At 70.3% G+C, this 25,385-nt stretch carries 23 protein-coding genes; all 23 read right to left on the bottom strand.

What is annotated here, in order from left to right; all coding sequences use genetic code 11:
• Positions 1–291: 291 nt before the first annotated feature.
• The gene (gene purH / locus VKN16_00465; GenBank protein ID HME92670.1) at positions 292–1,872 is read right to left on the bottom strand and encodes a bifunctional phosphoribosylaminoimidazolecarboxamide formyltransferase/IMP cyclohydrolase; all 1,581 of its coding nucleotides are present in this window, start codon (positions 1,870–1,872) and stop codon (positions 292–294) included.
• A complete protein-coding gene (gene purN, locus VKN16_00460) occupies positions 1,869–2,489 on the bottom strand; it encodes a phosphoribosylglycinamide formyltransferase (protein ID HME92669.1) in 621 nt (206 codons plus the stop codon). The genes purH and purN overlap by 4 nt, the downstream gene beginning before the upstream one ends.
• Positions 2,482–3,510, bottom strand: coding sequence for a phosphoribosylformylglycinamidine cyclo-ligase (purM, locus tag VKN16_00455; protein HME92668.1), 1,029 nt, complete (start codon positions 3,508–3,510; stop codon positions 2,482–2,484). The genes purN and purM overlap by 8 nt, the downstream gene beginning before the upstream one ends.
• A 5-nt stretch (positions 3,511–3,515) precedes the next feature.
• Positions 3,516–4,943, bottom strand: coding sequence for an amidophosphoribosyltransferase (gene purF / locus VKN16_00450; GenBank protein HME92667.1), 1,428 nt, complete (start codon positions 4,941–4,943; stop codon positions 3,516–3,518).
• Complete coding sequence (gene purL, locus VKN16_00445; GenBank protein ID HME92666.1) at positions 4,933–7,161, bottom strand: phosphoribosylformylglycinamidine synthase subunit PurL; 2,229 nt, start codon at positions 7,159–7,161, stop codon at positions 4,933–4,935. The genes purF and purL overlap by 11 nt, the downstream gene beginning before the upstream one ends.
• A gap of 27 nt (positions 7,162–7,188) precedes the next feature.
• Positions 7,189–7,902 carry a phosphoribosylformylglycinamidine synthase subunit PurQ gene (gene purQ / locus VKN16_00440; GenBank protein ID HME92665.1) on the bottom strand — a complete coding sequence of 238 codons (714 nt, stop codon included), beginning with the start codon at positions 7,900–7,902 and terminating at the stop codon, positions 7,189–7,191.
• Between the two features lie 154 nt (positions 7,903–8,056).
• Positions 8,057–8,308 (bottom strand): phosphoribosylformylglycinamidine synthase subunit PurS, encoded by a 252-nt coding sequence (gene purS, locus VKN16_00435; GenBank protein HME92664.1) that lies wholly within the window; start codon positions 8,306–8,308, stop codon positions 8,057–8,059.
• A complete protein-coding gene (gene purB / locus VKN16_00430; GenBank protein ID HME92663.1) occupies positions 8,305–9,600 on the bottom strand; it encodes an adenylosuccinate lyase in 1,296 nt (431 codons plus the stop codon). Before purB ends, purS begins: the two co-directional genes overlap by 4 nt.
• A gap of 11 nt (positions 9,601–9,611) precedes the next feature.
• The gene (locus VKN16_00425; protein ID HME92662.1) at positions 9,612–10,871 is read right to left on the bottom strand and encodes a pitrilysin family protein; all 1,260 of its coding nucleotides are present in this window, start codon (positions 10,869–10,871) and stop codon (positions 9,612–9,614) included.
• Positions 10,871–13,012 carry a polyribonucleotide nucleotidyltransferase gene (pnp, locus tag VKN16_00420; protein ID HME92661.1) on the bottom strand — a complete coding sequence of 714 codons (2,142 nt, stop codon included), beginning with the start codon at positions 13,010–13,012 and terminating at the stop codon, positions 10,871–10,873. Before pnp ends, VKN16_00425 begins: the two co-directional genes overlap by 1 nt.
• A 120-nt stretch (positions 13,013–13,132) precedes the next feature.
• The gene (rpsO, locus tag VKN16_00415) at positions 13,133–13,402 is read right to left on the bottom strand and encodes a 30S ribosomal protein S15 (protein HME92660.1); all 270 of its coding nucleotides are present in this window, start codon (positions 13,400–13,402) and stop codon (positions 13,133–13,135) included.
• 145 nt (positions 13,403–13,547) lie between these two features.
• Complete coding sequence (locus tag VKN16_00410) at positions 13,548–14,495, bottom strand: bifunctional riboflavin kinase/FAD synthetase (GenBank protein ID HME92659.1); 948 nt, start codon at positions 14,493–14,495, stop codon at positions 13,548–13,550.
• Positions 14,458–15,372 carry a tRNA pseudouridine(55) synthase TruB gene (gene truB, locus VKN16_00405; GenBank protein HME92658.1) on the bottom strand — a complete coding sequence of 305 codons (915 nt, stop codon included), beginning with the start codon at positions 15,370–15,372 and terminating at the stop codon, positions 14,458–14,460. The genes VKN16_00410 and truB overlap by 38 nt, the downstream gene beginning before the upstream one ends.
• Positions 15,369–16,376: a bifunctional oligoribonuclease/PAP phosphatase NrnA gene (locus tag VKN16_00400; protein HME92657.1), complete on the bottom strand. Its 1,008-nt coding sequence runs from the start codon at positions 16,374–16,376 to the stop codon at positions 15,369–15,371. The genes truB and VKN16_00400 overlap by 4 nt, the downstream gene beginning before the upstream one ends.
• A 1-nt stretch (position 16,377) precedes the next feature.
• Positions 16,378–16,746 carry a 30S ribosome-binding factor RbfA gene (gene rbfA, locus VKN16_00395; GenBank protein HME92656.1) on the bottom strand — a complete coding sequence of 123 codons (369 nt, stop codon included), beginning with the start codon at positions 16,744–16,746 and terminating at the stop codon, positions 16,378–16,380.
• Between the two features lie 106 nt (positions 16,747–16,852).
• Entirely contained in the window at positions 16,853–17,143 is a 291-nt protein-coding gene (locus VKN16_00390) for a DUF503 domain-containing protein (GenBank protein HME92655.1), read from the bottom strand.
• Between the two features lie 2 nt (positions 17,144–17,145).
• Complete coding sequence (gene infB, locus VKN16_00385; protein ID HME92654.1) at positions 17,146–19,650, bottom strand: translation initiation factor IF-2; 2,505 nt, start codon at positions 19,648–19,650, stop codon at positions 17,146–17,148.
• A 6-nt stretch (positions 19,651–19,656) separates the two neighbouring features.
• Entirely contained in the window at positions 19,657–19,908 is a 252-nt protein-coding gene (locus VKN16_00380) for a YlxR family protein (protein HME92653.1), read from the bottom strand.
• Between the two features lie 100 nt (positions 19,909–20,008).
• Complete coding sequence (gene nusA / locus VKN16_00375) at positions 20,009–21,394, bottom strand: transcription termination factor NusA (GenBank protein HME92652.1); 1,386 nt, start codon at positions 21,392–21,394, stop codon at positions 20,009–20,011.
• The gene (gene rimP / locus VKN16_00370; protein HME92651.1) at positions 21,391–21,876 is read right to left on the bottom strand and encodes a ribosome maturation factor RimP; all 486 of its coding nucleotides are present in this window, start codon (positions 21,874–21,876) and stop codon (positions 21,391–21,393) included. The genes nusA and rimP overlap by 4 nt, the downstream gene beginning before the upstream one ends.
• A 109-nt stretch (positions 21,877–21,985) precedes the next feature.
• On the bottom strand, positions 21,986–23,680 hold the full coding sequence (locus VKN16_00365; protein ID HME92650.1) for a proline--tRNA ligase: 1,695 nt from the start codon (positions 23,678–23,680) through the stop codon (positions 21,986–21,988).
• 5 nt (positions 23,681–23,685) lie between these two features.
• Positions 23,686–24,024, bottom strand: a complete 339-nt coding sequence (locus VKN16_00360) for a (2Fe-2S) ferredoxin domain-containing protein (protein ID HME92649.1) — start codon at positions 24,022–24,024, stop codon at positions 23,686–23,688.
• Positions 24,024–25,382, bottom strand: coding sequence for an RIP metalloprotease RseP (rseP, locus tag VKN16_00355; GenBank protein ID HME92648.1), 1,359 nt, complete (start codon positions 25,380–25,382; stop codon positions 24,024–24,026). Before rseP ends, VKN16_00360 begins: the two co-directional genes overlap by 1 nt.
• Positions 25,383–25,385: the final 3 nt, after the last annotated feature.

Below are 25,385 nucleotides of genomic sequence, written 5' to 3'. Positions count from 1 at the left end.
TGCTCCACCACCACCCGGCGGTCTCGCACCACCAGGCGCAGCTCGGCCAGCGGGGTGCGCACGCCGGGCGCGATGCGGCGTGCGCCGTCCAGCGCGGCGCGCACCTGGCGCACGCTCGCCCCGCTCTCCAGCAGGTTCGCGGCGGCCCGCACCGAGACCAGCTCGCGGAAGCGGATGCCGCCCGGATCGTCGCGGAGCAGCCCGAGCCGGCGAAGCTGCGACCTGCGCTTGGGAGACAGCCGGAGGAGCCGCGTGAGCTCCCGGAGGGTGAAGACCCGCTCGAGTGCAGGGCTAGTGCTTGAAATGGCGAATCCCGCACACCACCATGGCCAGGCCCTGCTCGTCGGCCGCCGCCACGACCTCCTGGTCGCGGAGCGAGCCGCCCGGATGGATCACCGCGGTGGCACCCGCCTTGGCCACCACGTCGAGCCCGTCGCGGAATGGGAAGAACGCGTCGGAGGCGCACACCGAGCCCTTCGTCTCGAGCCCCAGCTCGCGCGCCCGCAGCACCGCGATGCGCGCCGAGTCCACCCGGTTCATCTGTCCGGCGCCCACGCCCACCACCTGCTCGGGGGTGGCCAGCACGATGGCATTGGACTTGGCGTGCTTGGCCACGCGCCAGGCGAAGCGCAGCCCGCGCAGCTCGGTCTCGGTGGGCGGCCGTCGCGACACGACCTTGAGCGTGCCCGGATCGAGATCGGTGAGATCGGCCTGCTGGAGCAGCACGCCGCCCCAGACGCTCCGCATCTCCTGCGCCTGCGCGGGATAGTCGGCCCGCGCGCACGGCAGCTGGAACACGCGACACTTTTTCTTGGTGCGCCGGATCTCCTCGAGCGCGTCCGGCTCGTAGCCCGGGGCGAAGAGGATCTCGAGCAGGATGCCCGACAGCTCCTTCACCACCTCGAGGTCCACCGTGCGGTTGACGCCCACGATGCCGCCGTAGATCGAGACCGGATCGCAGGCCTTGGCCCGACGCATCGCCTCGCCCGCGTTCTGCCCGAGGGCCACCCCGCAGGGGTTCGTGTGCTTGATCACCACCGCGGCGGGGTCGTCGAACTCGAGCAGCAACCCGAGCGCGGCCGACCAGTCGAGCAGGTTGTTGTAGGACAGCTCGGGGCCGTGCCGCTGGCTGGCCGCGCTGAGTCCGAGCGGCGCCGAGGGCCGGTAGAACGCGGCGGCCTGGTGCGGGTTCTCGCCGTAGCGCAGCGTCTGCACCAGCGTGCCCTCCACGGTCAGGCGCTCCGGGAAGCCGCCCGCCGCCGCGGCCGGGCGTCCGGTGGCGCCGGGCTCGCGCAGGTACGCGGCAATCGCCGCGTCGTACTGCGCGGTGCGCCGGAAGGCCTCGAAGGCGAGCCGGAAGCGGGTGGCATCGGAGAGCCCATCGCCGGACGTCCGCAGCTCGTCGAGCACCGGCCCGTACTGGCCGGGGTCGGTCACCACCGCGACGTGCGCGTGGTTCTTGGCCGCGCCTCGGATCATGCTGGGGCCGCCGATGTCGATGTTCTCGATGGCCTCGTCGAGCATCACGCCGGGCGTAGCCACCGTCTTCTCGAACGGGTAGAGCGTCACCGCGACCAGATCGATCGGCCGGATCCCGTGCCGCTCGAGCGCGGCCGCGTGCTCGGGCAGGTCGCGGCGGGCCAGGATGCCGCCGTGCACGGCCGGGTGCAGCGTCTTCACGCGCCCGTCGAGCATCTCGGGAAAGCCGGTGACCTCGGCCACGTCGACGACCGGCACGCCGGAGTCGCGGAGCAGCCGGGCGGTCCCGCCGGTGGACAGGATCTCGGCACCCAGCGCGTGCAGACCGCGCGCGAAGTCGACGACGCCCGTCTTGTCGTGGACGCTGATGAGGGCACGGCGCACTCGGCTCATGAGCTCTCCCTGATGTGGACCTGCCGCCCGCGGATCTCGAGGCGGCCCTCCGCGAAGAGGCGCACCGCCTCCGGATAGAGCCGGTGCTCCTCCGCGAGGATCCGCTCGGACAGGGTCGTCTCGGTGTCGTCGGGCCGCACCGGCACCGCGGCCTGCAGCACGATCGGTCCGGTGTCCGTCCCCTCGTCGACGAAGTGCACGGTGGCCCCCGCGACCTTCACCCCGTGCCCGAGCGCCTGCCGATGCGGGTGCAGCCCGGGGAACGCGGGCAGCAGCGACGGATGGATGTTCAGCAGGCGTCCGCGGAAGTGGTCGACGAACGCGGCGGTGAGCAGGCGCATGTAGCCGGCCAGACACACCAGGCCCACGCGGCGCTCCTCGAGCGCGGCGATCACTGCCTTCTCGTGGGCCTCGCGCGAGGGCTGCTGCTTGCCGTCCAGCACCACCGCGTCGACGCGGTGCGCGCGGGCGATGTCGAGCACCGGCGCGCCCGGCCGGTCGCAGATCAGCACCACGATCGCGGCGGGGATGCGGCCGGCCGCTGCGGCCTCGGCGAGCGCCCGGAAGTTGGATCCGCGGCCCGAGGCCAGGACACCCACCCGCAGCCGCTCAGACATAATCCACCCCGGGCTCCCCGGCCACGACCTCCCCGATCTCGAAGCATCGCTCGCCCGCGGTCTGCAGCCGCTCGATGACCGTCGCGATATCGGCGGGCGAGACGATCAGCACGAAGCCCACCCCCATGTTGAACGTCCGGCGCATCTCGGCGTCGTCCACCGCGGCGGCCCGCTGGATCGCCGGGAAGATCGGCGGCACCGTCCAGGCGGCCGGATCGATGCGCGCGCGCCGCCCCGACGGAAGCACGCGCGGCAGGTTCTCGCTGATGCCGCCGCCCGTGACGTGGGCCATCGCCTTCACCGTCACCTCCCGCAGCACCCCCAGCACCGGCTTCACGTAGATGCGGGTGGGCTCGAGCAGCTCCTCGACCACGCTCCGGCCGGTGCCCGGGATGGGATCGCCCAGCTTGAGCCCCATGCGGACGAAGACGGCCTCGCGCGCGAGCGTGTAGCCGTTGGAGTGCAGGCCCGAGGAGGCGAGGCCCAGCACCCGGTCGCCGACCGCGACGTGCTGGCCGGTCACGAGCGCGCTTCGCTCGGCCACGCCCACCGCGAAGCCGGCCAGGTCGTATTCCCCCGGAGCGTAGAACGAGCCCATCTCGGCGGTCTCGCCGCCCACCAGCGCGCACCCGGCCTGCCGGCAGCCCGCGGCGATCCCGGCCACGATGGCCTCGATGCGCTCGGGGTCGACGCGGTTCACCGCGAGATAGTCGAGGAAGAAGAGCGGCTCGGCTCCGTGGACGAGGACATCGTTGACGCCCATCGCGACCAGGTCGATGCCGACGGTGTCGTGGCGATCCGCCATGATCGCGATGCGCAGCTTGGTGCCGACGCCGTCGGTGGAGGAGACGAGCACCGGGTCTCGGTAGCCCTCGGGCACGCGGCAGAAGGCGGCAAAGGCCCCGATGCCGCCCAGCACTTCCGGCCGGTGCGTGGACGCCGCGAGCGGCGCGATGCGGCGGACCGCGAGGTCGCCGGCCTGGATGTCCACGCCGGCCGCCCGATACGTCAGCGGATCCATACTCCCTACGGTTCGAACAGCCTGAGCTGCGCCAACTCCTCGGACTCGAAGCCGACCTGGTACTGGCCGGTGAAGCACGCGTGACAGAAATGATGCGGATCGGACCCGGTGGCCTTGAGCATCCCTTCGAGCGACAGGTAGCCGAGGGAGTCCGCGCCGAGGTAGCGCTGGATCTCCTCGACCTTGTGGCTCGCCCCGATCAGCTCGCGACGCGTGGGCGTGTCGATGCCGTAGTAGCAGGGCCACTGGATCGGCGGCGACGAGATGCGCACGTGCACCTCGCGCGCCCCCGCGGCGCGGATCATCTTGACGATCTTCCGGCTGGTGGTGCCGCGCACGATGGAATCGTCGATGACCACCACCCGCTTGCCGTCCAGCACCTCGCGGTTCGGGTTGAGCTTCACCTTCACCCCGAAGTGACGGATGCCCTGCTGCGGCTCGATGAAGGTGCGGCCCACGTAGTGATTGCGGACGAGCCCCACGTCGTAGGGCAGGCCGGACTCCTCCGAGAAGCCCAGGGCCGCCCCCACGCCGGAGTCCGGCACCGCGATGACCAGATCGGCGGCCACCGGATACTCGCGGGCCAGCTGGTGGCCGAGCGCCTTGCGGACCGCGTGCACGTTGCGCCCCCACAGCACCGAATCGGGGCGGGCGAAGTAGACGTACTCGAAGACGCACTGCAGACGCTCGGCCGGGCGGAAGGGCTTGACCGAGGTGACGCCGCGCTCGTCGATGACCACGATCTCCCCGGGCTCGACGTCGCGCTCGACCTTGGCCTCCATCAGGTCGAGGGCGCAGGTCTCCGAGGCGAGGACCAGCGCGTCGTCGAGACGGCCCAGGGTGAGCGGGCGGAAGCCGGAGGGGTCGCGCACCCCGATCACCGAGTCGGGGGTGAGCAGCAGCAGCGTGTAGGCGCCGCGCACGCGGGTCAGCGCGCGCGCGAGCTGGTCGACGAGGGTCGCGCCCTCGGAGCGGGCCAGCAGATGGAGGATGACCTCGGTGTCGGAGGACGACTGGAAGACGGCGCCGTCCTTCTCCAGCTCCTCGCGCAACGCCTCGGCGTTGACCAGGTTGCCGTTGTGGGCCACGGCCACCGGCCCGTGGGCGGTGGTGCCGGTGATGGGCTGGGCGTTGCGGAGGTTCGAGCTGCCCGCGGTGGAATAGCGGACGTGCCCGACGGCGCGGTGGCCGGGCAGCCGCTTCAGGCGGTCGCGGCTGAACACGTCGGCGACCCAGCCCATCGCCTTCTCGACCTGGAAGTGCTCGCCGTCGGTGGACGCGATGCCGGCGGATTCCTGGCCCCGGTGCTGCAGGGCGTAGAGCCCGAGGTACACGACGTTGGCGGCCTCGGCGTGGTTCCAGATGCCGAACAGCCCGCACTCGTCGTGGAACTTGTCGTCGTCCAGCTCGATGGGTGTCGCCTCAGCTGACATGTCGCTCAAAGCCACCCCTCCACGCGCCCGAGATCCGATCCAGCTCCAGGTCCACCAGGCTTCCCTCGTCGTTCCAGATCCGGAGCCGATCCCCCCCGACCCGTCCGATGAAGCGCCACGTCACCCGGAACTCCTTCATCAGCTGCTCGAAGTGCTGCGCCCGAGCCACCTTGACCGAGACCAGCACCCGCGACGGTCCTTCACCGAACAGGATCAGATCGGCGGGGCCGCGGGCCGGACCGAGCGCCACCTCCGCGCCCAGCCGGCGCGGCCCGGTCACGCACGCCTCGACCAGCGTCACCGCCAGGCCGCCCTCCGCGCAATCGTGCGCGGAGCCCAGCAGCCTGGCTCCGATGGCCGCCCGGCAGGCCTCCTGCACCGCCCGCTCGACCGCGAGATCCAGCGGCGCCAGCCGGCCGGCCACCCGACGATGGCGCGCCCACAGCCACTCGGAGCCGCCCAGGCTGACCGTGTCCGGTCCGAGCAGCGCGATCCGGTCCCCCTCCTCGGCGAACCACTGCGTGCAGCGCGCCTCCACGTCGTCGAGAATCCCGGCCATGCCGACAACCGGCGTGGGAAGCACCGCCTGACCCAGGGTCTCATTGTAGAAGGAGACGTTGCCGCCGACCACGGGGATTTCGAGGGCGCGACAGGCCTCGCTGATGCCCGCCACCGCCTCCTTGAACTGCCAGAGGATCTCGGGCCGCTCGGGCGAGCCGAAGTTCAGGCAGTCCGTGAGCCCGAGCGGCCGCGCTCCGCTCACCGACAGGTTGCGTGCGGCCTCGGCCACCGCCATCGCGGCGCCCGCGCGCGGATCGAGGTACACGAAACGCGCGTTGCAGTCGGTGGTCACCGCGACGCCGGTGCGAGTGCCCTTGATGCGCAGCACCCCCGCGTCGGACCCCGGCAGCACCAGCGAGTTGATGCCGACCTGCTGATCGTACTGGCGGTACACCCACTCCTTGGAGGCGATCCCCGGCGAGGCCAGCAGGTCGAGCAGCGTCGCGGACGCGTCCGTGCCCGTCGCCACGGACAGCGGATCGAAGCCGGCGAGGGCGTCCTGCCACTCGGGCCGCGCGGTGGGCTTCTCGTACACCGGGGCCTCGTCGGCCAGGGCCTTCACCGGCACCTCGGCCACCACCGCGCCGTGGAAGCGCACGCGCAACAGGCCGTCGTCGGTGACGGTGCCGATGTCGACGGCGTCCAGCTCCCACTTGGCGAAGGTGCGGCGCACGTCGTCCTCGCGGCCGCGCGCGGCCACCAGCAGCATGCGCTCCTGCGACTCCGACAGCATGATCTCGTACGGCGTCATCCCGGTCTCGCGCTGGGGCACCCGCGAGGCCTCGATCTCCATGCCCATGCCGGCGCGCGCCGGCATCTCCGAGCAGGCGCACGCCAGCCCGGCCGCGCCCATGTCCTGGATGCCCACGATGGCGCCGGTGGCCATGGCCTCGAGGCAGGCCTCGAGGAGCAGCTTCTCGGTGAACGGATCGCCGACCTGCACGGTGGGACGCCGCTCCTCCGCAGTCTCGTCGAACGTGGACGAGGCCATGGTGGCGCCGTGGATGCCGTCGCGTCCGGTCTTGGCGCCCACGTAGAAGACCGGGTTGCCGACCCCTTCGGCGCGCGCCCGGAAGATCCCGCGCTTGGACACGAGCCCCACCGCCATCGCGTTGACCAGCGGGTTGCCCGCGTACTCCGGGGCGAACCCGACCTCGCCGCCCAGGTTCGGCACCCCGAAGCAGTTGCCGTACCACCCGATGCCCGAGACCACGCCCTCGATCAGACGGCGCGTGCGCGGGTCGGCCGGGTCGCCGAAGCGCAGCGAGTCGAGCACCGCGATGGGCCGCGCGCCCATCGTGAAGATGTCGCGCAAGATGCCGCCCACCCCGGTGGCCGCGCCCTGGAAGGGCTCGATGAAGGAGGGATGATTGTGGCTCTCGATCTTGAAGGTGAGCGCCAGATCTCCGCCCAGATCCACGATGCCCGCGTTCTCCCCGGGCCCCTGCAGGACGTGGGCCGCCCGGGTGGGGAGCGAGCGGAGGAAGACCCGGGAGTGCTTGTAGGCGCAATGCTCGGACCACAGCGCGGAGAAGAGACCGAGCTCGGTGAAGGTGGGCTCCCGGCTGAGGCGCCGGATGATGCGATCGTACTCTTCGGCCGTGAGGCCGTGGCTCTGGGCCAGCTCCAGCGTGACCTTAGGGTCGCCCGCGGTCACCCCGCCCCCACTGGGTTGTCACGTGGCCTACCGCTTCAGGAACGAGCCGTCTTCGACGAGGGTGCCGAGAATCGAGTTGAAGATCAGGGTGCCGTCGGTACCGCCCACCGCCGCCTCCGCGGCCCGCTCGGGATGCGGCATCAGGCCGAGGACGGTGCCCTCGTCGTTGATGACGCCCGCGATGTTGTCGAGGGAGCCGTTCGGATTGGCCTCCTTGACCACGCGGCCGTGCTCGGTGCAATAGCGGAACACGATCTGGTTCTTCGCGCGCAGCCGCCGCAGGGTGTCCGCGTCGGCGTGGTACTTACCCTCGCCGTGCGAGATCGGCATCTTCAGCACCTGCCCCGGGCGCATCGCCCGGGTGAACGCGGTGTCCGCGTTCTCGACCAGCAGGTACGTCGACTGGCAGCGGTACTGCAGGCACTCGTTGCGCATCAGCGCGCCGGGCAGCAGCCCGGCCTCGCAGAGGATCTGAAATCCGTTGCAGGATCCGAGGACGAGACCGCCGCGCGCGGTGAACTCGGGCAGCGCCTCCACGACGGGCGACCGGCCGGCCACCGCCCCCGCCCGCAGGTAGTCGCCGTAGGAGAAGCCGCCGGGGAGGATCAGGCAGTCGAAGTCGGCGAGGTTGGCATCCCGATGCCAGACGTAGCGCACGGGCTGGTGGAGCACTTCGCTGATGACGTAGTGAAAATCGCAGTCACTCCAGGTGCCAGGGAAGATCACCACGCCGAAGTTCATGGGACCGTGTGTTCCTCCTTTAGTCACTACCCCGTCACTCTAACCTGCACTTCACGATCTGACAAGGGCACAGCGCTGGAGAGCTCAAATGCGGAAGACCTTAAAGGCTCTTTCAAATGCGCTCGGCTCGCCTTCGGCTGCACCTCGCCCTGCTTTACGGCTGCGCCTCGCCAATCTCGACCGTGAAGTCCTCGATGATCGGGTTGCAGAGCAGGCGCGCGCACATCTCGTCCACGCGGCGGCGCGCCTCCTCGGGACCGAGGCCGTTCAGCTCCACGTCCACGACCTTGCCGACGCGCACGTCTTGCACCTCGTGGAAGCCCAGACCGGCGAGCGCCCGCTTCACGGTGGCGCCCTGCGCGTCCAGGATCGACGGCTTGAGCCGCACCAGGACCCGCGCCTTCACGCGAGCCCCACGCGACGGTAGATGGCCGGCACGTTGCGGAGGTACCAGGCCGGATCGAAGCACTCGGACAGCTCGGCCGCGGTCAGGTGCGCCCCGATCTCCCGGTCGGCGGCGAGGAGGTCGTGGAACGCGGTGCGCTCCCGCCACGCGGTCATCGCGTTGCGCTGCACCATCTCGTAGGCCTTCTGCCGGGGCAGCCCTCTGTCGGTCAGCTTGAGGAGCACGCGCTGGGAGAACAGGAGGCCGAAGCTCCGGTCCATGTTCTCCCGCATGCGCTCCGGGTACACCTGCAGGCCGTCCAGGATCCGCGTCATCTGGTGGAGCATGTAGTCCACGAGGCAGGTGGAGTCGGGCAGGATCACCCGCTCCACCGACGAGTGGCTGATGTCGCGCTCGTGCCAGAGCGCCACGTTCTCGACCGCGGCGAGCGCGTTGGTGCGGACCAGCCGGGCCAGGCCGCACACCTGCTCGCACGAGACCGGGTTGCGCTTGTGCGGCATCGCGCTCGAGCCCTTCTGGCCGGCGGTGAACGGCTCCTCCGCCTCCAGGACCTCGGTGCGCTGGAGCGAGCGAATCTCGGTGGCCACCTTCTCGAGCGAGGCCCCGATGATCGCCAGGGTGGCCGAGAACTCGGCGTGCCGATCGCGCTGCACGATCTGGTTCGAGATGGGGTCCGCCTCCAGGCCGAGCAGCCGGCAGGCCTCCTCCTCGACGTCGGGGTCCACGTGGGCGAAGGTCCCCACCGCCCCGGACAGCTTGCCCACCCGCACCGCCTCGCGGGCCCGCCTCAGCCGTTCGATGTTGCGGCCGGCCTCGCTGTACCAGAGCGCGGCCTTGAGCCCGAACACCATGGGCTCGGCGTGGATGCCGTGCGTGCGGCCGACGCAGAGCGTCTCTCGATGCGCCAGCGCCAGCGTCCGCACCGCGCCGCGATACTGCTCGAGCCCGGCCAGCAGCAGGTCGGAGGCCTGCTGAAGCTGCAGCGCCAGCGCGGTGTCGACCACGTCCGAGGAGGTGAGCCCCATGTGGACGTAGCGCGAGTCGGCCCCCAGCGCCTCCTCCAGGTTCGTCAGGAACGCGATGACGTCGTGGCGGGTGGTGGCCTCGATCTCGTCGATCCGCGCGGCCTGCACCCGCGCCCGGGCCTTGATCCGCCCCAGCGCGTCCACCGGGATGAGCCCGCGGCGCGCGTAGACCTCGCACACCGCCAGCTCCACCTGCAGCCACGCCTCGTATTTCGCGTCCGCCGTCCAGATCCTCGCCATCTCGGGCCGCGCGTAGCGGGAGATCATGGCGCGCCTCGCTAGGAGCGGAACAGCCCCCGGGGAAAGTGCCGGCGGTTGACCGCCCCGAGGGTCATGAGCGACAGCTGCTCCTCGTCGAGCACGCGGTGGATCAAGGCGTCGACGTCCTCCATCCGCACCGCATCGATGGCGCCCAGCATCTCGTCCATGGTCATGAACGAGCCGAAGCGCATCTCGTGCCGAGCCAGGCGATTCATCCGAGACGACGTGGACTCGAGCGAGATCATGAGGCTGCCCTTGAGGTGGTCCTTGGAGCGGCGCAGCTCGTCCGCGGTGACCCCGTCCTTCTTCAGCGAGCGGATCTCCTTCATCAGCGCGTTCATCACCTTGCCGAAATTCGCCGGGTCCGTCCCCGCGTACACGTAGAAGAGGCCGACGTCCCGGTAGGCCTGCTGGCCGGAGTGCACCGAGTACACCAGGGCCTGGCGCTCGCGTACCTCCTGGAAGAGGCGCGAGGACATGCTGCCCCCCACGATGTCGTTCAGCAGGTAGAGGGCGTAGCGCTCCGGGGCCAGGTCCGCGACCCCCGGGAGGCCGACCAGCAGGTGGACCTGCTCGAGGCTCTTCCGCACGGTGTGCACGCCCGGGCGGATCACCGGCGGCGCAACGCGGTGCGGCTCGGTCGGCTCACCCCAACCGTCGAAGCCGGCCGCGAAGAGGTCGGCCACCTGCTCGTGCTCCGCGTTGCCGGCGACCGCGACCACGATCCGGCCGGGGGTGTACTCGCGCTGGAAGTAGCGGAGCACGGTGTCGCGATCGAACTGCTTGACCACGTCCCAGCGGCCCAGGATCGGACGCCCGAGCGGATGGTCGGCCCAGATCTGCTCCGCGAAGAGATCGTGGATGAGGTCGTCGGGAGTGTCCTCGACCATCTTGATCTCTTGGAGCACCACCGCCTTCTCCTTCTCGATATCCGCCGCCGCGAACAGCGGGTGGCGCAGGATATCGGTGAGCAGCCCGACGGCGAGGGGCAGGTGCTCGTCGAGCACGCTCACGTAGAAGCAGGTGTGCTCCTTGGCGGTGAACGCGTCCATCTGGCCGCCCACCGAGTCGATCGCCCGGGCGATGTCCTCGGCGGAGCGGGACGCGGTGCCCTTGAAGACCAGGTGCTCGATCAGGTGGGAGATGCCGCCCAGCGGCTCCGGCTCCATGCGGGAGCCGGTCTCCACCCAGATGCCGACCGCCACCGAGCGCACATGCGGCATCGTCTCCGTGACGACACGAATGCCGTTGGGCAGCGCGCTCTTGCGATGGGGCACTAGGCAGAGCCCCCCGCCGGGGCGGGCGCGATCTTGAGCTTCTCCTGCTCGGTGACCGCGGGCTGGTCTCGATGGGCCGCCTTGCGGGACAGGCGCATCTTGCCGTTGCCGTCGATCTCGATGACTTTCACCGCCACGATGTCGCCCTCGGAGAGCACGTCACCCACCGAGCGGATACGATTCTCGGCGATCTGCGAGATGTGCAGCAGACCCTCGCTCCCCGGGATGATCTCCACGAAGGCGCCGAACTCCTTGATGCTCTTGACCTTGCCGACGTAGATGCGGTCGAGCTCGGCCTCGCGGCAGATGTCCTGGATGATGCCGATGGCCATCTGGGCCGACTCGCTGCTCGGGGAGAACACGGTGACCTTGCCGTCGTCCTCCACGTCGATCTTGGCTCCCGTCTTCTCCTGGATGCCGCGGATGACCTTGCCGCCGGGGCCGATGATCTCGCGGATCTTCTCCGGGCGGATCTTGATGGTGAGGAAGCGCGGCGCGTGCGGGGACAGCTCGGGCCGGGGCCCCTTGATGATCTCCGCCATCTTGCCCAGCACGTGCAGCCGGGCCTCGCGCGCCTGGGCCAGAGCCTGGCGCATGATGTCGACCGACACGCCACCGATCTTGATGTCCATCTGCAGCGCGGTGATGCCCTTCTCGGTCCCCGCGACCTTGAAGTCCATGTCGCCGTAGTGGTCCTCGGTGCCCATGATGTCGGTCAGGATGCCGACCTTGTCGCCTTCCTTGACCAGGCCCATGGCGATGCCCGCCACCGGAGCCTTCAGCGGAGCGCCCGCGTCCATGAGCGCCATGGAGGCGCCGCAGACGGTGGCCATCGAGGACGAGCCGTTGGATTCGAGGATCTCCGACACCACGCGGATCGTGTAGGGGAACTCCTCGCGGGTGGGCAGCACCGCCTCCACGGCCCGATGAGCCAGCGCGCCGTGGCCGACCTCGCGCCGGCCGGGAGTGCCGAAGCGCTTGACCTCGCCGGTCGAGAACGACGGGAAGTTGTAGTGCAGCATGAACCGGCGATACATATTCCCTTCGAACGACTCGATTTTCTGTTCGTCGTCCTTGGTGCCGAGGGTGGCGATCACCAGGGCCTGCGTCTCCCCGCGGGTGAACAGCGCGGAGCCGTGCGCGCGCGGCAGGTACTCCACCTCGCCCCAGATCGGCCGGACCTCCTTGACGCTGCGGCCGTCCACCCGGATGCCCTTCTCGACGATGAGCCGGCGGACCTCGGTCTTCTCGACTTTCTCGAAGTAGTCCCGGACCTTCGGCTTCAGGGCCTCGTCCCCGCCCCCGACCGCGGCGAAGACCTCTTCGAAGATGGCCTCGAGGGCCTGGGCCCGCGCCTGCTTCTCGTGCACGGAGAGCGCCTGCGAGACCTTGGCCGAGGCCAGCTCGCGCACGCGCGACTCCAGCGCGGGATCGGCCCCCTGGGGCTCGAACGCCCACCGGGGCTTCGCGGCCTTGGCCAGGAGGTCTTTCTGCATCCGGGTGATGGCGCGGCACTGCTCCTGGCCGAAGGCGAGCGCCTCCAGCATCCGCTCCTCGCTGATCTCCTTGCCGCCGGATTCCACCATGAGGATCGCGTCCTCGGTGCCCGCGATGACCAGCTCGAGCGGCGAATCCGCGACCTGCTTGTAGCTCGGGTTGGCCACCAGCTTGCCGTCCACGAGCGCCACCCGGACCGCGCCGACGGGGCCGCTGAACGGGATCCCGGAGAGCGCGACCGCGGCGGACGAGCCGATCATCGCGAGGATGTCCGGATCGTTCTCGCTGTCGGCGGAGATGACCAGATTGATGATCTGGATCTCGTTGCGAAAGCCCTTGGGGAAGAGCGGCCGCAGCGGCCGGTCGATGAGCCGGCAGGTCAGCGTCTCCTTTTCGTCCGGTCGGCCCTCGCGCTTGAAGAAGCCGCCGGGGATGCGGCCGCCCGCGTACGCCTTCTCGCGATACTCCACGGTGAGGGGCAGGAAGTCGCGGCCCTCGAGCGCGGTCTTGGTGGCGACCACGGTCGACAGCACCATGGTGCCGCCGCAGCGAACGACCACGGCGCCGTCGGCCTGCTTGGCGACCTTGCCGGTCTCGATGGTCAGCGGCGTGTTGTTGACTTGAATTTGCACGGAGTGAGTCATACGGTCAGCGTCCTCCAACTGTGGTGGCAGCTCTGGTGGGTACGTCTCGAAGAGAAGTGTTCGTCTGAAGAGGCCTAGGGGGCCGGGCGAGCGTGAGTTCGATCCGATCGGGGTCTGCGGTCACTTACGAATCCCGAGCTTCTCGGTGACCGCTCGGTAGCGCTCCGAGTCCTTCTTGCGCAGGTACTCGAGAAGGCCCCGGCGTTTGCCGATCAGCATCAGCAGCCCGCGACGGGAATGGTGATCCTTCTGGTGGGTCTTGAAGTGGTCGGTGAGGCCGTTGATGCGCTCGGAAAGCAGCGCGATCTGGACCTCGGGCGAGCCGGTGTCGCCCTCGTGCACCTTGAACTGCTCGATGAGGCTCTTCTTCTTGTCCTGGGACAGCCGCATGCCGATTCCTCCCGGGGGTTCCCCCCCCAATCGCCACGTCCCCAGGGCCCCGACCGCGGCTCCGTTGGGACGGGTTCGTTGGACCACTCAAATCCGCGTCAGAACAGAGCGGAGTGTAACACGCGGTAGTGAGCCGTTCAACCGCTCACCCCGCGGGTGGTGTGTCGGCCTGCCCGCGCAGCCGCCGCCGGGCCTCCCCCATGTCGGCCTGGACCTGCGCCTTGAGAGCGTCCACGCCCGGGAACTTCATCTCGGGTCGGATCCGCCCGAGGAAATCGAGCGTCAGGGCCCGGTCGTAGAGGTCCCCGGAGAAGTCGAAGAGGTAGGCCTCGATCCAGTACTGCGACTCCTCGAAGGTCGGGCGGTACCCGATGTTGACGACGGCATCGGCGTGCCGGCCGTCCCACCGGGCCCGCGCCGCGTACACGCCTCCGGCCAGCGCGAGGGGCCGGTCGGGCCTGAGGTTCGCGGTGGGGAACCCGAGCGTGCGGCCCCGGCCGGCGCCCCGCTGGACGGTTCCGGTCACCGAGTACGGCCGGCCCAGGAGCGCCGCGGCCAGGTCCACGTCGCCGTCGCGGAGCGCGTCGCGGATGGCGCTGGACGACACGGTCAGCCCGTTGACCTGGAGCGGCGGCAGTACGTGGGTGACGAAGCCGCGGCCGGTCCCCAGGTCGCGCAGCAGCGCGGCGGTGCCGCGGGCCCCGCGGCCGAAGGTGTGGTTGAAGCCCACGACCACCTCGCGCACGCCCAGCGTGTTCACCAGCACCTCGTCCACGAAGGCCTCGGCCTCCATGTGGGAGAACTCGAGCGTGAACGGGATGACCAGGGTGGCGTCGAGGCCGCGCTCGGCGATGCGGGCGAGGTTCTCGTCCAGCGTCCCGATCGGCGCCGGGGCGCGCTCGGGTCTGAGGACCGCGGTCGGATGCGGATCGAAGGTGCACACCACCGCGGCGACCGAGAGGGCCCGCGCGCGCGCCACCGCGGTGTCGAGGATCTTGGCGTGGGCGAGATGAATGCCGTCGAACGCGCCGAGCGCGGCCACCGAGGGCCGCAGATCAGGCGGGAAGAATTGAAGGTCGCGGAGGATCCGCATGAAGGAGTCGCTCGGGTTTCACCCGGTCGCCCAGCCCCTGCCCCACCCCGAGCAGGCCCTCGGGCCCGTAGACCCGCAGCCGGCCGGCGGCCCGCGTCTCGACGGGCACCGATTGGCCGTGGACGAACGCTCGCGCGGCGGCCGGATCGAGACGCACCGGGGCGAGCGCGCCGAGCGCGCTGTCGGGCGGCTGCACCCGGGCCCAGAGCCGGTCTCCCGAGCGGGCCTCGCGCACCTCGTGCCACGGGGCCGCATCGGCGAGCGCGTAGGGGCCGACGCGGGTGCGCACGAGCCCGGCGAGCGCCGCGCCGCAGCCGAGCGCGGCGCCGACGTCGGCGGCGAGCGTGCGCACGTAGGTGCCCTTGCCGCAGCGGATGCGGATGACGAAGTCGGGTAGGCTGAGCGACTCGAGGTGGATGCTGTCGATCCGGACCTCGCGCGGGTCACGCTCGACCTCGACGCCCTGGCGGGCCAGCTCGTAGAGGCGCTTGCCGCCCTTCCGGAGCGCCGAGAACATCGGCGGCACCTGCCGGATGACGCCGAGAAACGGCGACAGCGCCGCCTCGATGGCGGCCGCGTCCAGCGCGGGGACCGGCCGCGTCTCGATCACCGCTCCGGAGAGATCCTGGCTTTCCGTGGTGACCCCGAGCCGCACGGTGGCCACGTACTCCTTGTCGAGATCGACCAGATAGGGCGTGAGCTTCGTGGCCTCGCCGATGAGGATCGGGAGCAGGCCCGTCGCCGCCGGATCGAGGGTGCCACCGTGGCCGATGCGGGGCGCTCGGAGAATCCGTCGCAGGTGGGCCACCACCTGGAACGACGTCACTCCCGGGCCCTTCTCGACCGGCAGGATCCCGGAGCGCGGCCGGTCGCTCACGGCGTCCGGCCGTCGAGCGCCTGCCTCACCGCGGCCAGGAGGGTCGTCTTCGCCTGGGCCAGCGGGCCGGCCAGCGTGCACCCCGCCGCGTTCTCGTGACCGCCGCCGCCGAACTGGTGCGCGATACGGTTCACCGGCACATCGCCCTTGCCCCGCAGGCTCGCCTTCACGCGGCCGTCGGGCTCGGCGCGCAGCAACACCGCCACCTTCACGCCCGCGATCGAGCGCGGATAGGTGACGAGGTCCTCCGCAGCCATGAACTCCTCGGAGGCCGCTCCATCGGGCACGGTGAGCGTCGCGATGAGCCCGTCCTCACTGACCTCGACCCGGCCGAGCAGGCTGCCCAGGGTGAGCAGCGCGTCCTTCGGGCGCCGCTGGTACAGCCGGTCGGTGACCAGCGCCGGCTCGGCGCCTTCCGCGGTCAGCGCGCCCGCGATGCGGAACGTCCGCGGCGTCGTGTTCGAGTAGCGGAACGACCCGGTGTCGGTGTGGACCGCGGTGTAGAGCCCGAGCGCGATGTCCCGTCCGATGGGCCACTCCAGCGCGGTCAGCAGGTCGAAGACCATCTCGCCGGTGGCCGCCGCGGACGGGTCGATCCAGTTGACGGTGCCGTAGCGGCGATTGTCCGGATGATGATCGATGTTGAGCACCTGACTGTCCGGGCCGCGCACACCTTCGAGCAGGCCCTCGGTGCGGCCGTCGTTGGGGCAGTCGGTCAGCACGATCGTCTCGAAGCGACGCGGCGCCTTCCGCCAGACCCGCCAGCGGTCGCCGCCCGGGATGAAGTCGAGCACCTCCGGAATCGGGTCGGGGCCCGCGTAGCTGACCGTCCATCCGGCACGCTCCATGGCGAGACCCAGCCCGAGCAGGGTGCCGAGCACGTCGCCGTCCGGGTGCACGTGGCCCAGCATGAGGGCCTCGCCGCGCGGACGGCGGAGGAGCTCGAGCAGGCGCGCCGGCGGCTCGGGGGCGACCACGGTGAGGCTTGCGGCGTCGGGGCTCATCTCAGTCGCGCTCCGGGCCATCGGCGTCGTGACTCTTCAGCGAGGCGAGCAGCGACTGGATGTGGGCCGCGTGCTCCATGGACCGGTCGGGGCGGAAGAGCAGCTCCGGGGTCGCCCGCAGGGCGAGATGACGACGGAGCCAGCTCCAGATGAAGCCGCGCGCACTCTCGAGGGCCTTGAAGGACGCGGCCCACTGCGCCTCGGGGCCCAGCACCGAGACGTAGATCTTGGCGTGCCTGAGATCGGGGCTCGTGTCCACCTCGGTGACCGTGACGAAGCCCAGCCGCGGGTCCTTGAGCTGCCGCTGGACCAGCATCGAGATCTCTTCCTTGATCAGCTGATTCACCCGCTCGAGTCGCTTGCCTTGCATCGTGACCTCTCCCGAACCTTGAACCCCACTTTCAAATGCGTTCGCCTCGCCTGCGGCTGCAGCTCACCGAACTTTCAAATGCGTTCGCCTCGCCTTCGGCTGCAGCTCACAAGACTTCGACTTGAATGTCGGTGACGTAGCCGTCCACGTGGTCCTCGATGTAGTCCATCGCCTTCGAGATCACCTCGTTGGCGTGACGGGAGTCTCCCGAGACGCAGGCCAGCGCGAGCGTCGCGCGCTGCCAGACGTCGTGATGGTCCACCTCGGCGACCGAGATCTCGAAGCGGCGGCGCAGCGTGTCCTTGAGCCCCTTGAGCGCGTGGCGCTTGCCCTTGAGCGATCCCACGTCGGGCAGGTGCAGCTCGACGGTGCCGACCGCCACCCGCGCGCCCGACATCGCTACAAGGTCCGAGCGACCTCTTCGGTGGTGAAGGCCTCGATGACGTCGTTGGGCTGCACGCCCTTGATGCCCTCAATGCCGATCCCGCACTCGAGGCCCTGGAGCACCTCGCGCACGTCGTCCTTGAAGCGCTTGAGCGAGGAGACCGTGCTCTCGCCCAGGACGGTCTCGCCGCGCTTGATGCGGGCCTTGGCCCCTCGGACCATCTTGCCCTCGGTGACCGCGGAGCCGTAGATCGTGCCCACCTTGGAGATCGGGAAGAGCTGCCGCACCTGGGCTCGGCCCAGCACCACCTCGCGGATCTCGGGCGCCAGCATGCCGGAGAGCGCGGCCTTCACGTCATTGATCGCGTCGTAGATGACGTTGTAGCTGCGCATGTCCACGCCGTTGGCCTGGGCCTGGGTCGCCGCCTTGGGGTCGGCCTTCACGTTGAAGCCCAGCACGATGGCGTTGGAGGCGGAAGCCAGCATCACGTCCGATTCGGTCACCGTGCCCACCGAGCTGTGGATGACCTTGAGCTTCACCTCGTCGGTGGAGAGCCGCTCCAGCGACTCGGTGAGGGCCTCGACGGAGCCCTGCATGTCGGCCTTGATGACCAGGCGCAGCTCCTTGACCTCGCCCGCCGCGATCTGCTTGTGCAGGTCCTCGAGGGTGACCCGCGCCGCGCTCTTACCCTTCAGGCGGTCGCGCTCGCTACGCACGGTGGCGATCTGCCGGGCCTTGCGCTCGTCGGACACCACCAGCATGGTGTCGCCAGCCTGCGGCACGCCGGAAAGCCCCAGGATCTCGACCGGCGCCGAGGGCCCCGCGCTGCTCACCTTCTTGCCCCGATCGTTGAACATCGCGCGCACGCGACCGGAGTGGGAGCCCACCACCACCGCGTCGCCTTCCTTGAGCGTGCCGGACTGGATGAGCGCGGTGGCCACCGGACCGCGGCCGCGGTCGAGCCGCCCTTCCACGATCACGCCGCGGCCCGCCCGCGCCGGGTTGGCGCGCAGCTCCAGGATCTCGGCCTGTAACGCGGTCATCTCGAGCAGCTGCGGGATGCCGTCGCCGCGCTTCGCGGAGGTGTGGATGAAGATGGTCTGTCCGCCCCAATCCTCCGGGACCAGACCGTGGTTGGACAGCTCGCGCTTCACCCGGTCGGGGTCGGAGCCCGGCTTGTCGATCTTGTTCACCGCGACCAGGATCGGCACGTTCGCCGCCCGGGCGTGGTTGATCGCCTCCACGGTCTGGGGCATCACCCCGTCGTCGGCCGCGACCACCAGGATGACCATGTCGGTGGCCTGCGCGCCGCGCGCCCGCATCGCGGTGAACGCTTCGTGGCCCGGCGTGTCGAGGAACGTGACCTTGCCGTGGCTGGTGTCCACCTGGTAGGCGCCGATGTGCTGGGTGATGCCGCCGAACTCGCGCTCGGCCACCTTGGTCGTGCGGATCGCGTCGAGCAGCGAGGTCTTGCCATGGTCGACGTGGCCCATCACCGTGACCACCGGCGGCCGGGGCCGCAGCTGCGCCGGATCCGACTCCTCCTCCTCGATCACGTCGCCTTCGAGCGATCGCACCTCGACGTCGAAGTGGAACTTGTCGGCCACGAGCTTGGCCGCGGTGGGATCGAGTACCTCGTTCACCGTGGCCATCACGCCCAGGTCGAGCAGGGCCTTGATCACCTCGGTCGTCTTCCGGCGCATGGCCGCGGCCAGCTCCCCCACCGTGACCGACTCCGGCAGCTTGATCAGCTCGCGCTTGATCTCCTGCGGTTCGGGCGGCGCCACCGGGGCGGGCGCCGGGGCCGGCTTGGGCGGCGCGGGCGGCGCCGCGGCGGCCGGGCGGGCCGGAATCGGTGGCGCGGCCGGGCGCGGCGGCACAGCCGGACGCGGCGGCGCGGCGGGCGGCACCACGGTGCGCGGAGGCGGTGGCGTGGGCATGCGCCGGGGCGACGCCGGCGGCGCAGGAGCCGGCTTCACCTCGGTGGGCGGCGCGGCCGCGGCCGGACGGACCGACGGCGCGGGGCTCGGCGGCACCACGGGGCGCGGCGGGGCCGGCGGCGGCGCGACGGGCGGCGCCGGGGCTGCAGGAACGACCGGAGGAGCCGGCGCGATCTCGACGGACGTGGGCGTCGACATGGGAGCGGGAGCGGGCCGGATGATCGTGGCCGCCGGCTTCGGCGCCTCGAGCGGCACGGCGGCCGCGATCTCGACGGCCGTGTCGGCCTCCTCGGTCACGGTGGCGGCCGCCGCCTTCCTGGTGCTCGTGCGCTTCTTCGGGGCGGTCGCGGTCCCCTCGCCCTCGGCCGCCTTCGGCTTCGGCACGCGCTTGGGCTTGGCTTCGGGGGGCAGCTCGCGGCCGCGGCCGAGCTTGACGCGCAGCTCATTGGCGGTCGCCGCGAGCAGTGGGCTCATCGCCCGCATGCCCTTGTGGCCCATGCCCTCGAGCGCCACGATCAAGTCCTTGCTGGTGACGCCCAGCTCCTTCGCCAGGTCGATGACCTTTACCCGTGCCGCCACGCGCGCCTACCTCCTCGTCCTGTTCGCCAGAATACTCGCCGCGCTCTCGTGCGGAGGCCGGCTCGCTTTCTTGAACGCGTGACCGAGCTTCCCCGCCTGCAGCGCCTTCTCCAGACATTCGACGGTAGGACACACGTACGCGCCCCGACCCGCCGCCCTTCCCTCACGGTCCACCCGCACCGTGCCCTCCCCGTCCCGCACCAGCCGCATCAGCTCCGCCTTCGCCCGCACCGTCCGGCAGGCGATGCAGGTCCGCAACGGCGGACTTGGCCGGAGCCCCTTGGGCCCCTGGCCTGACCAGCCGTCGACCTCTGGGCCGTTGGCCTCGGGGCCGTTGATCCCCGATCGCCCTCTCGCGTCAGCGCTCCAGATGGTTCGGCTGGATCTCCGAGCCCCCGGGTTCGGCCTCCGGAGTTTCCGGCCCGTCGTCGCTCGCCGACATCGCCGGATGCTCCGCGACCCACGCGGTCGCCGCGGCCAGAATCGCGCTCGCCTTCGTCTCCCCCACGCCGGGCAGGGCCTGCAGGGCCACGATGCCCGCGGCCACGATCCGGTCCGGCGAGTGTAGACCCGCGTCCACCAGGCGGTCGACCAGCTGAGGCCCGACGCCGGGCAGGCTCGCCAGGCCTTCGCGACCCTCGAGGCGCTCCTGCTCCTCTCGCCGCCGATCCTCCTCGATCTCCCCCTCGCTCTTGATGTCCACGCGGAAGCCGGTGAGCTTCGCAGCCAGCCGCGCGTTCTGCCCCTTCTTGCCGATGGCGAGCGAGAGCTGGTTGTCGGGCACGATCACCAGGACCGACCGACCCTCGGGGCGGCCGTCGTCGTGAGCGTCACCCTCCTCCGGCTCCGACACGGTGACCGACGACACCTTGGCCGGCGACAGCGCGCGGGCCACGAACACCGCGGGATCCGGCGACCATTCCACGATATCGATCTTCTCGCCCCGCAGCTCACGGCTGATCACCTGGATGCGGGTGCCGCGCAGGCCGACGCAGGCCCCGATGGGATCCACGTCGCGCTTGGTCGAGGCCACCGCGACCTTGGCGCGCTCGCCCGGCTCGCGGGCCGCCGCCTTCACGAGCACGATGCCTTCGGTGATCTCCGGGATCTCGGTCTCGAACAGACGCACCAGGAAGCCCGGATGGGTCCTCGAGAGGAGGATCTGCGGCCCCTTGGCCGTCTTCTTGACCTCGAGCATGTAGGCGCGCAGCCGGTCTCCCGGGTTGTACCGCTCTCCGGGCAGCTGCTCCCGCTCGGTGATCACGGCCTCGGCCTTGCCCAGCTCCACCACCACGTTGCGCTTCTCGATGCGGTGGACGGTGCCGCGGACGATGCGCCCTTCCCGATCGATGAACTCGGAGTACACCGCGTCCCGCTCCGCGTCGCGGACCCGCTGCAGGATCACCTGCTTGGCGGTCTGGGCCGCGATGCGCCCGAACTCCTGGGGCGCCAGCTCGATCTCGATCTCGTCGTCGAGCTGGGCCTCGCCATTGAGCCGCCGCGCCTCCTCCAGCGTGATCTCGAGCTTCGGATCGGTCACCGCCGGCATCACCTTCCTGCGGGCGAACACCCGCAGGGTGCCGCTCTGCCGGTCGATCTGCATCCGGACGTTGTCCGCCGCGCCCATCGTCTTCTTGGACGCCGACAGCAGGGCAGACTCCAGCGCCTCGAAGAGGACCTCTTTGTTGATCCCCTTCTCTCGCCCGATCTGCTCGATCACGTAGATGAGATCTTTGTTCATCATCGCTTCGCACGGCCGAAGGCGGTCAGCTCGAGCTTGACCTTCGTCACCAGCCGCCGCGGAATCTCCCGCCGCGCCCCCGGCATTTCTTCCAGCATAAGCACAGCCGTCGAGACCTCGGCCAGGCGGCCCGAGAACTCCATCCGGCCGTCCACCGGCTCGCTCACCCAGCAGTGCACGTCACGACCGATGGCCCAGCGGAGCTCTCGGTCCTTCTTCAGGACCCGATCCAGCCCCGGCGAGGACACCTCGAGGTCGTAGGAGGGCTCGATCAGCCCGGAGACATCCAGCACGTCACCGGCTTCCCGGCTGAACGCCTGGCAGTCCGCGATGCCCACGCCACCCGGCTTGTCCACGAACAGCCGGAGCACCCACCGGCGTCCTTCGCGCTGCCACTCGCTGTCGACCAGGCTCATGCCACGCGACGCGAGCACCGGCAGCACGACCGCCTCGATCTGGCCGAGCCACTGTGCATCGTCCGCCACGCCGAGACCCCCACAAAAAAAAGTGGGCACCGGCCCACTTTTTTCAGGACTTTAGCACAGGGACCCGACCCCCGCAAGGGCACGACCCCGCAAAGACGGCACCCGCTGACTATGAAATCGTTTTCGCCATCTCCTGCACCGCCGCCACGACCTGGTCCCGGGGGACGCGGCGATCGGTCCGGGTGCTCCGCTGCCGCAACTCCACCACGCCCTCCTTGGCCAGCGCGTTGCCCACCGTGACCCGGATCGGGATCCCGAGCAGATCCGCGTCCTTGAACTTGACCCCCGCGCGCTCCTCGCGGTCGTCCATCAGCACGTCGAAGCCGGCCGCGCGCAGGTCCCGGTAGATCTCCTCGGCGGCGGCCATCTGGGCCGCATCCTTGACCGCGACCGGGACCAGGTGGACGTGGAAGGGGGCGATCGCCCAGGGCCACACGATGCCGTCGGCGTCGTGCCGCTGCTCGACCGCGGCCGCCGCGATCCGGGCGGGACCGATGCCGTAGGAGCCCATCACGATGGGCTGCTGCTTGCCGCCCTCGTCCAGGTACATCGCTCCGAGGGGAACCGAGTACGTGGTGCCGAGCTTGAAGATGTTGCCGATCTCGATGACCCGCACGATGCGCAGCGGCTTGCCGCAGCTCGGACAGCCCTCCCCGGCCAGCGCCACCTGCAGGTCCGCCCACTCGCAGGTGAAGTCCTGCCCGGGCGTGACCCCGGTCAGATGAACGCCCTCGCGGTTGGCGCCCACCACGTACCGACCCTCGCGGAGCGACTCGTCGGCGACGATGCGGGCCCCGTGTACGCCCACCGGCCCGATCGAGCCCGGCGCAACGCCCAGATGCTGCCGGACCTCGTCGGGATGCGCGGGCCGGGCTTCCGCCTTCAAGGCGCGCGCGAGCTTGCGCTCGTGCAGGACGTGATCACCGCGCACCAGGGCGAGCACCGGCCCGTCGGGACCGATGAACACGAGCGACTTGATGGTCGCGCTCGGATCGATCCTGAGCAGGGCCGAGACCTCGGTGATGGTGCGCACGTGCGGCGTGGCCACCTCGCCCTTCGCGGGGCCCGACGAGGCGGGCGGCCTCGGCACGCCGCGGGCCAGCTCCACGTTGGCCGCGTACCCGCACGCGTCGCAGAGCGCCACGTCGTCCTCTCCGGCCGCGCTGGGCGCCATGAACTCGTGCGAGCCCCAGCCACCCATCATGCCCGGGTCCGACTGCACCACCACGTAGCCGACGCCGCAGCGATCGAAGATACGGCAATAGGCGTCCTTGTGCGCGTTGTAGGAGACCTCGAGGGCGGCCGCGTCGGGATCCAGCGTGTAGGAGTCCTTCATCAGGAACTCGCGGGTGCGCAGCACGCCGGAGCGTGGACGCGCCTCGTCCCGCTCCTTGGTCTGGATCTGGTACCAGATCTGGGGCAGGTCCCGGTACGAGCGGATCTCCCGGGCGGCCAGCCACGCGATGACCTCCTCGTGGGTCATGCCGAGGCACATGTCGCGTCCGTACCGATCCTTGAGCCGGAACATCTCGCTGCCGATCGCGTCCCAGCGCCCCGACTGCTGCCAGATCTCCGCGGGCTGGAGCACCGGCATCTCGAGCTCCTGCCCGCCGATGCGGTTCATCTCCTCGCGGATGATCGTGTTGACCTTCTCGAGCACCCGAAGGCCGAGCGGCAGGTAGACGTAGATGCCGGCCGCGAGCTGGCGGACGAGGCCGGCGCGCACCATCAGCTTGTGGCTGATGGCTTCTGCGTCGGCGGGATCGTCCCGGAGCGTGGGGATCAGCGACCGGGTCCACCGCATGGGGGCTACGTCTTGTCCTTCTCTTTGACCTTGTTGGCGCCCTTCACGCCCGGGGCGTAGAGCAGGCGCTCGACCGGTACGCCGTTCAGGATGTGCGACTCGAGGATGTCGGGCAGATCGCTCTCCTGGACGCCGCCGTACCAGACGTTCTCCGGGTAGACCACGATCATGGGGCCGTGGCCGCACTGCGAGAAGCACCCCGCCTTGTTGACGCGGACCTCGACGTGGCGGCCCGCGGTGGCGACGCCGGTGCGGAGGGTCTTGACGAACTTTTCGACGTCGGCCTGGGCGGGACAGGTGTCGCCCTGGGTACACACGAAGACGTGCCGCTCGTACTGTCCCATCAGAAGAGTCCGATCCGCTTGAAGTCGTTGTAGAAGGCGAACACCATGAGCAACATCAGGAGGGCGAAGCCGACCTGCTGCGCGACCTCGCGCTTGCGCACCGACAGCGGCCGCCCCAGCACCGCCTCGAAGGCGAAGAAGAGCAGGTGCCCGCCGTCGAGCATGGGCACCGGCAGCAGATTGAGGAGGAAGAGGTTGATGCTGATGACCGCCGTGAAGAGGGCCAAGCTCACGATGCCCTGCCGCGCCTGCTCGCCGGCGGTCTTGGCGATCTGGATCGGGCCGCCGATGTTGCTGCGGTCGAGCTGACCCACCACGATCTTGTAGAGCCCGATCGCGGTCTTCGCGGTCACGTCCACCGACCAGACGAGGCCGTCCCAGAGCGAGGTGATCGGGTTGGAGCGGACGAAGGTCACCGCGCCGCTCGGCCGGATGCCGATCAGCCCGACCTCGGTCTCCTTCCCGTCCGGGCCGGGAATCTTCCCCTTCTTGGGCGTCACCGTGACGGCCACGGTCTCGCCCCCGCGCTTGACTTCGAGGCGGGTCGGCTGCTCCGCCCGCTGGTGGATCTTATCGGCCAGCTCGTCCCACGAGAGCACCGGCTGGCCGTCGATCGCAGTCACCACGTCGTTCGGCTTGAGGCCCGCCGCGTCCGCGGGATCGCCCGACACGGTGTCCCCGATGGCCGCCGGTACGTACGGCGTGGCCCCGATCTCCCACACCGACTGCTCGTCGCCGAAGAGGTCCTTGCGCTTGGCCGGCGCCGGGGTGAGGGTCACCGTGCGCTCGCCGCTCGGCCCTCGCACCGCCACCGAGAGGGCGCGGCCGCCCGTGGACTGCACGACCCGGGCGAGGTCTTCCCAGTACTGGATCGGCTTGCCGTCCACCGCGACGAGGCGCTCGCCGGTCTTGAGCCCGGCCTGGGCCGCGGGCCCGCCGTCGGTCACGCGGCCGATCTCCGCGGGCGCGACCGGACGTCCCACCAGCATGAACATCAGGGCGGCGATGACCGCGGCCAGGATGAAATTCATGGCCGGGCCCGCAAAGACGATCAGGAAGCGCGCGATCAGCGGCTTGGTGTTGAACGCCTTGGCCGGATCGATCGCGACGCCCTTGCCGCCCTCGAGCGGGTTCTCGTCGTCGCCCATCATCTTGACGTAGCCGCCCATCGGGATGGCCGAGACGCAGTACTCGGTCTCCTTGCCCCGCACCCGCCAGAGCACCGGCCCGAATCCGATGGAGAAGCGCTCCACGCCGACGCCGGCGAGCCGCGCCATGAAGAAATGGCCGAGCTCGTGCACCAGGATGAGGATGCCGAGCACCACCACGAACGAGACGAGCATCTGGAGCGTTGCCACCGC

The organism is Candidatus Methylomirabilota bacterium (genome assembly GCA_035315345.1).
Lineage (GTDB): Bacteria > Methylomirabilota > Methylomirabilia > Rokubacteriales > CSP1-6 > CAMLFJ01.
The sequence above is the reverse complement of the archived record's forward strand: the minus strand, read 5'-3'. Positions and strand labels throughout refer to the sequence as shown.

Excerpts from the sequence above, each read along its gene's own strand:
- VKN16_00400 (HME92657.1), bottom strand. The coding sequence starts at position 16,376 with ATGAGCCCCGACGCCGCAAGCCTCACCGTGGTCGCCCCCGAGCCGCCG.
- VKN16_00390 (HME92655.1), bottom strand. The coding sequence starts at position 17,143 with ATGTCGGGCGCGCGGGTGGCGGTCGGCACCGTCGAGCTGCACCTGCCC.
- purB (HME92663.1), bottom strand. The coding sequence starts at position 9,600 with ATGATCTCCCGCTACGCGCGGCCCGAGATGGCGAGGATCTGGACGGCG.
- purF (HME92667.1), bottom strand. The coding sequence starts at position 4,943 with ATGTCAGCTGAGGCGACACCCATCGAGCTGGACGACGACAAGTTCCAC.
- VKN16_00410 (HME92659.1), bottom strand. The coding sequence starts at position 14,495 with ATGCGGATCCTCCGCGACCTTCAATTCTTCCCGCCTGATCTGCGGCCC.
- VKN16_00360 (HME92649.1), bottom strand. The coding sequence starts at position 24,024 with ATGGGACAGTACGAGCGGCACGTCTTCGTGTGTACCCAGGGCGACACC.
- purN (HME92669.1), bottom strand. The coding sequence starts at position 2,489 with ATGTCTGAGCGGCTGCGGGTGGGTGTCCTGGCCTCGGGCCGCGGATCC.
- purM (HME92668.1), bottom strand. The coding sequence starts at position 3,510 with ATGGATCCGCTGACGTATCGGGCGGCCGGCGTGGACATCCAGGCCGGC.
- pnp (HME92661.1), bottom strand. The coding sequence starts at position 13,012 with ATGACTCACTCCGTGCAAATTCAAGTCAACAACACGCCGCTGACCATC.
- VKN16_00365 (HME92650.1), bottom strand. The coding sequence starts at position 23,680 with ATGCGGTGGACCCGGTCGCTGATCCCCACGCTCCGGGACGATCCCGCC.
- rbfA (HME92656.1), bottom strand. The coding sequence starts at position 16,746 with ATGCAAGGCAAGCGACTCGAGCGGGTGAATCAGCTGATCAAGGAAGAG.
- purH (HME92670.1), bottom strand. The coding sequence starts at position 1,872 with ATGAGCCGAGTGCGCCGTGCCCTCATCAGCGTCCACGACAAGACGGGC.
- nusA (HME92652.1), bottom strand. The coding sequence starts at position 21,394 with ATGATGAACAAAGATCTCATCTACGTGATCGAGCAGATCGGGCGAGAG.
- rpsO (HME92660.1), bottom strand. The coding sequence starts at position 13,402 with ATGCGGCTGTCCCAGGACAAGAAGAAGAGCCTCATCGAGCAGTTCAAG.
- purQ (HME92665.1), bottom strand. The coding sequence starts at position 7,902 with ATGAACTTCGGCGTGGTGATCTTCCCTGGCACCTGGAGTGACTGCGAT.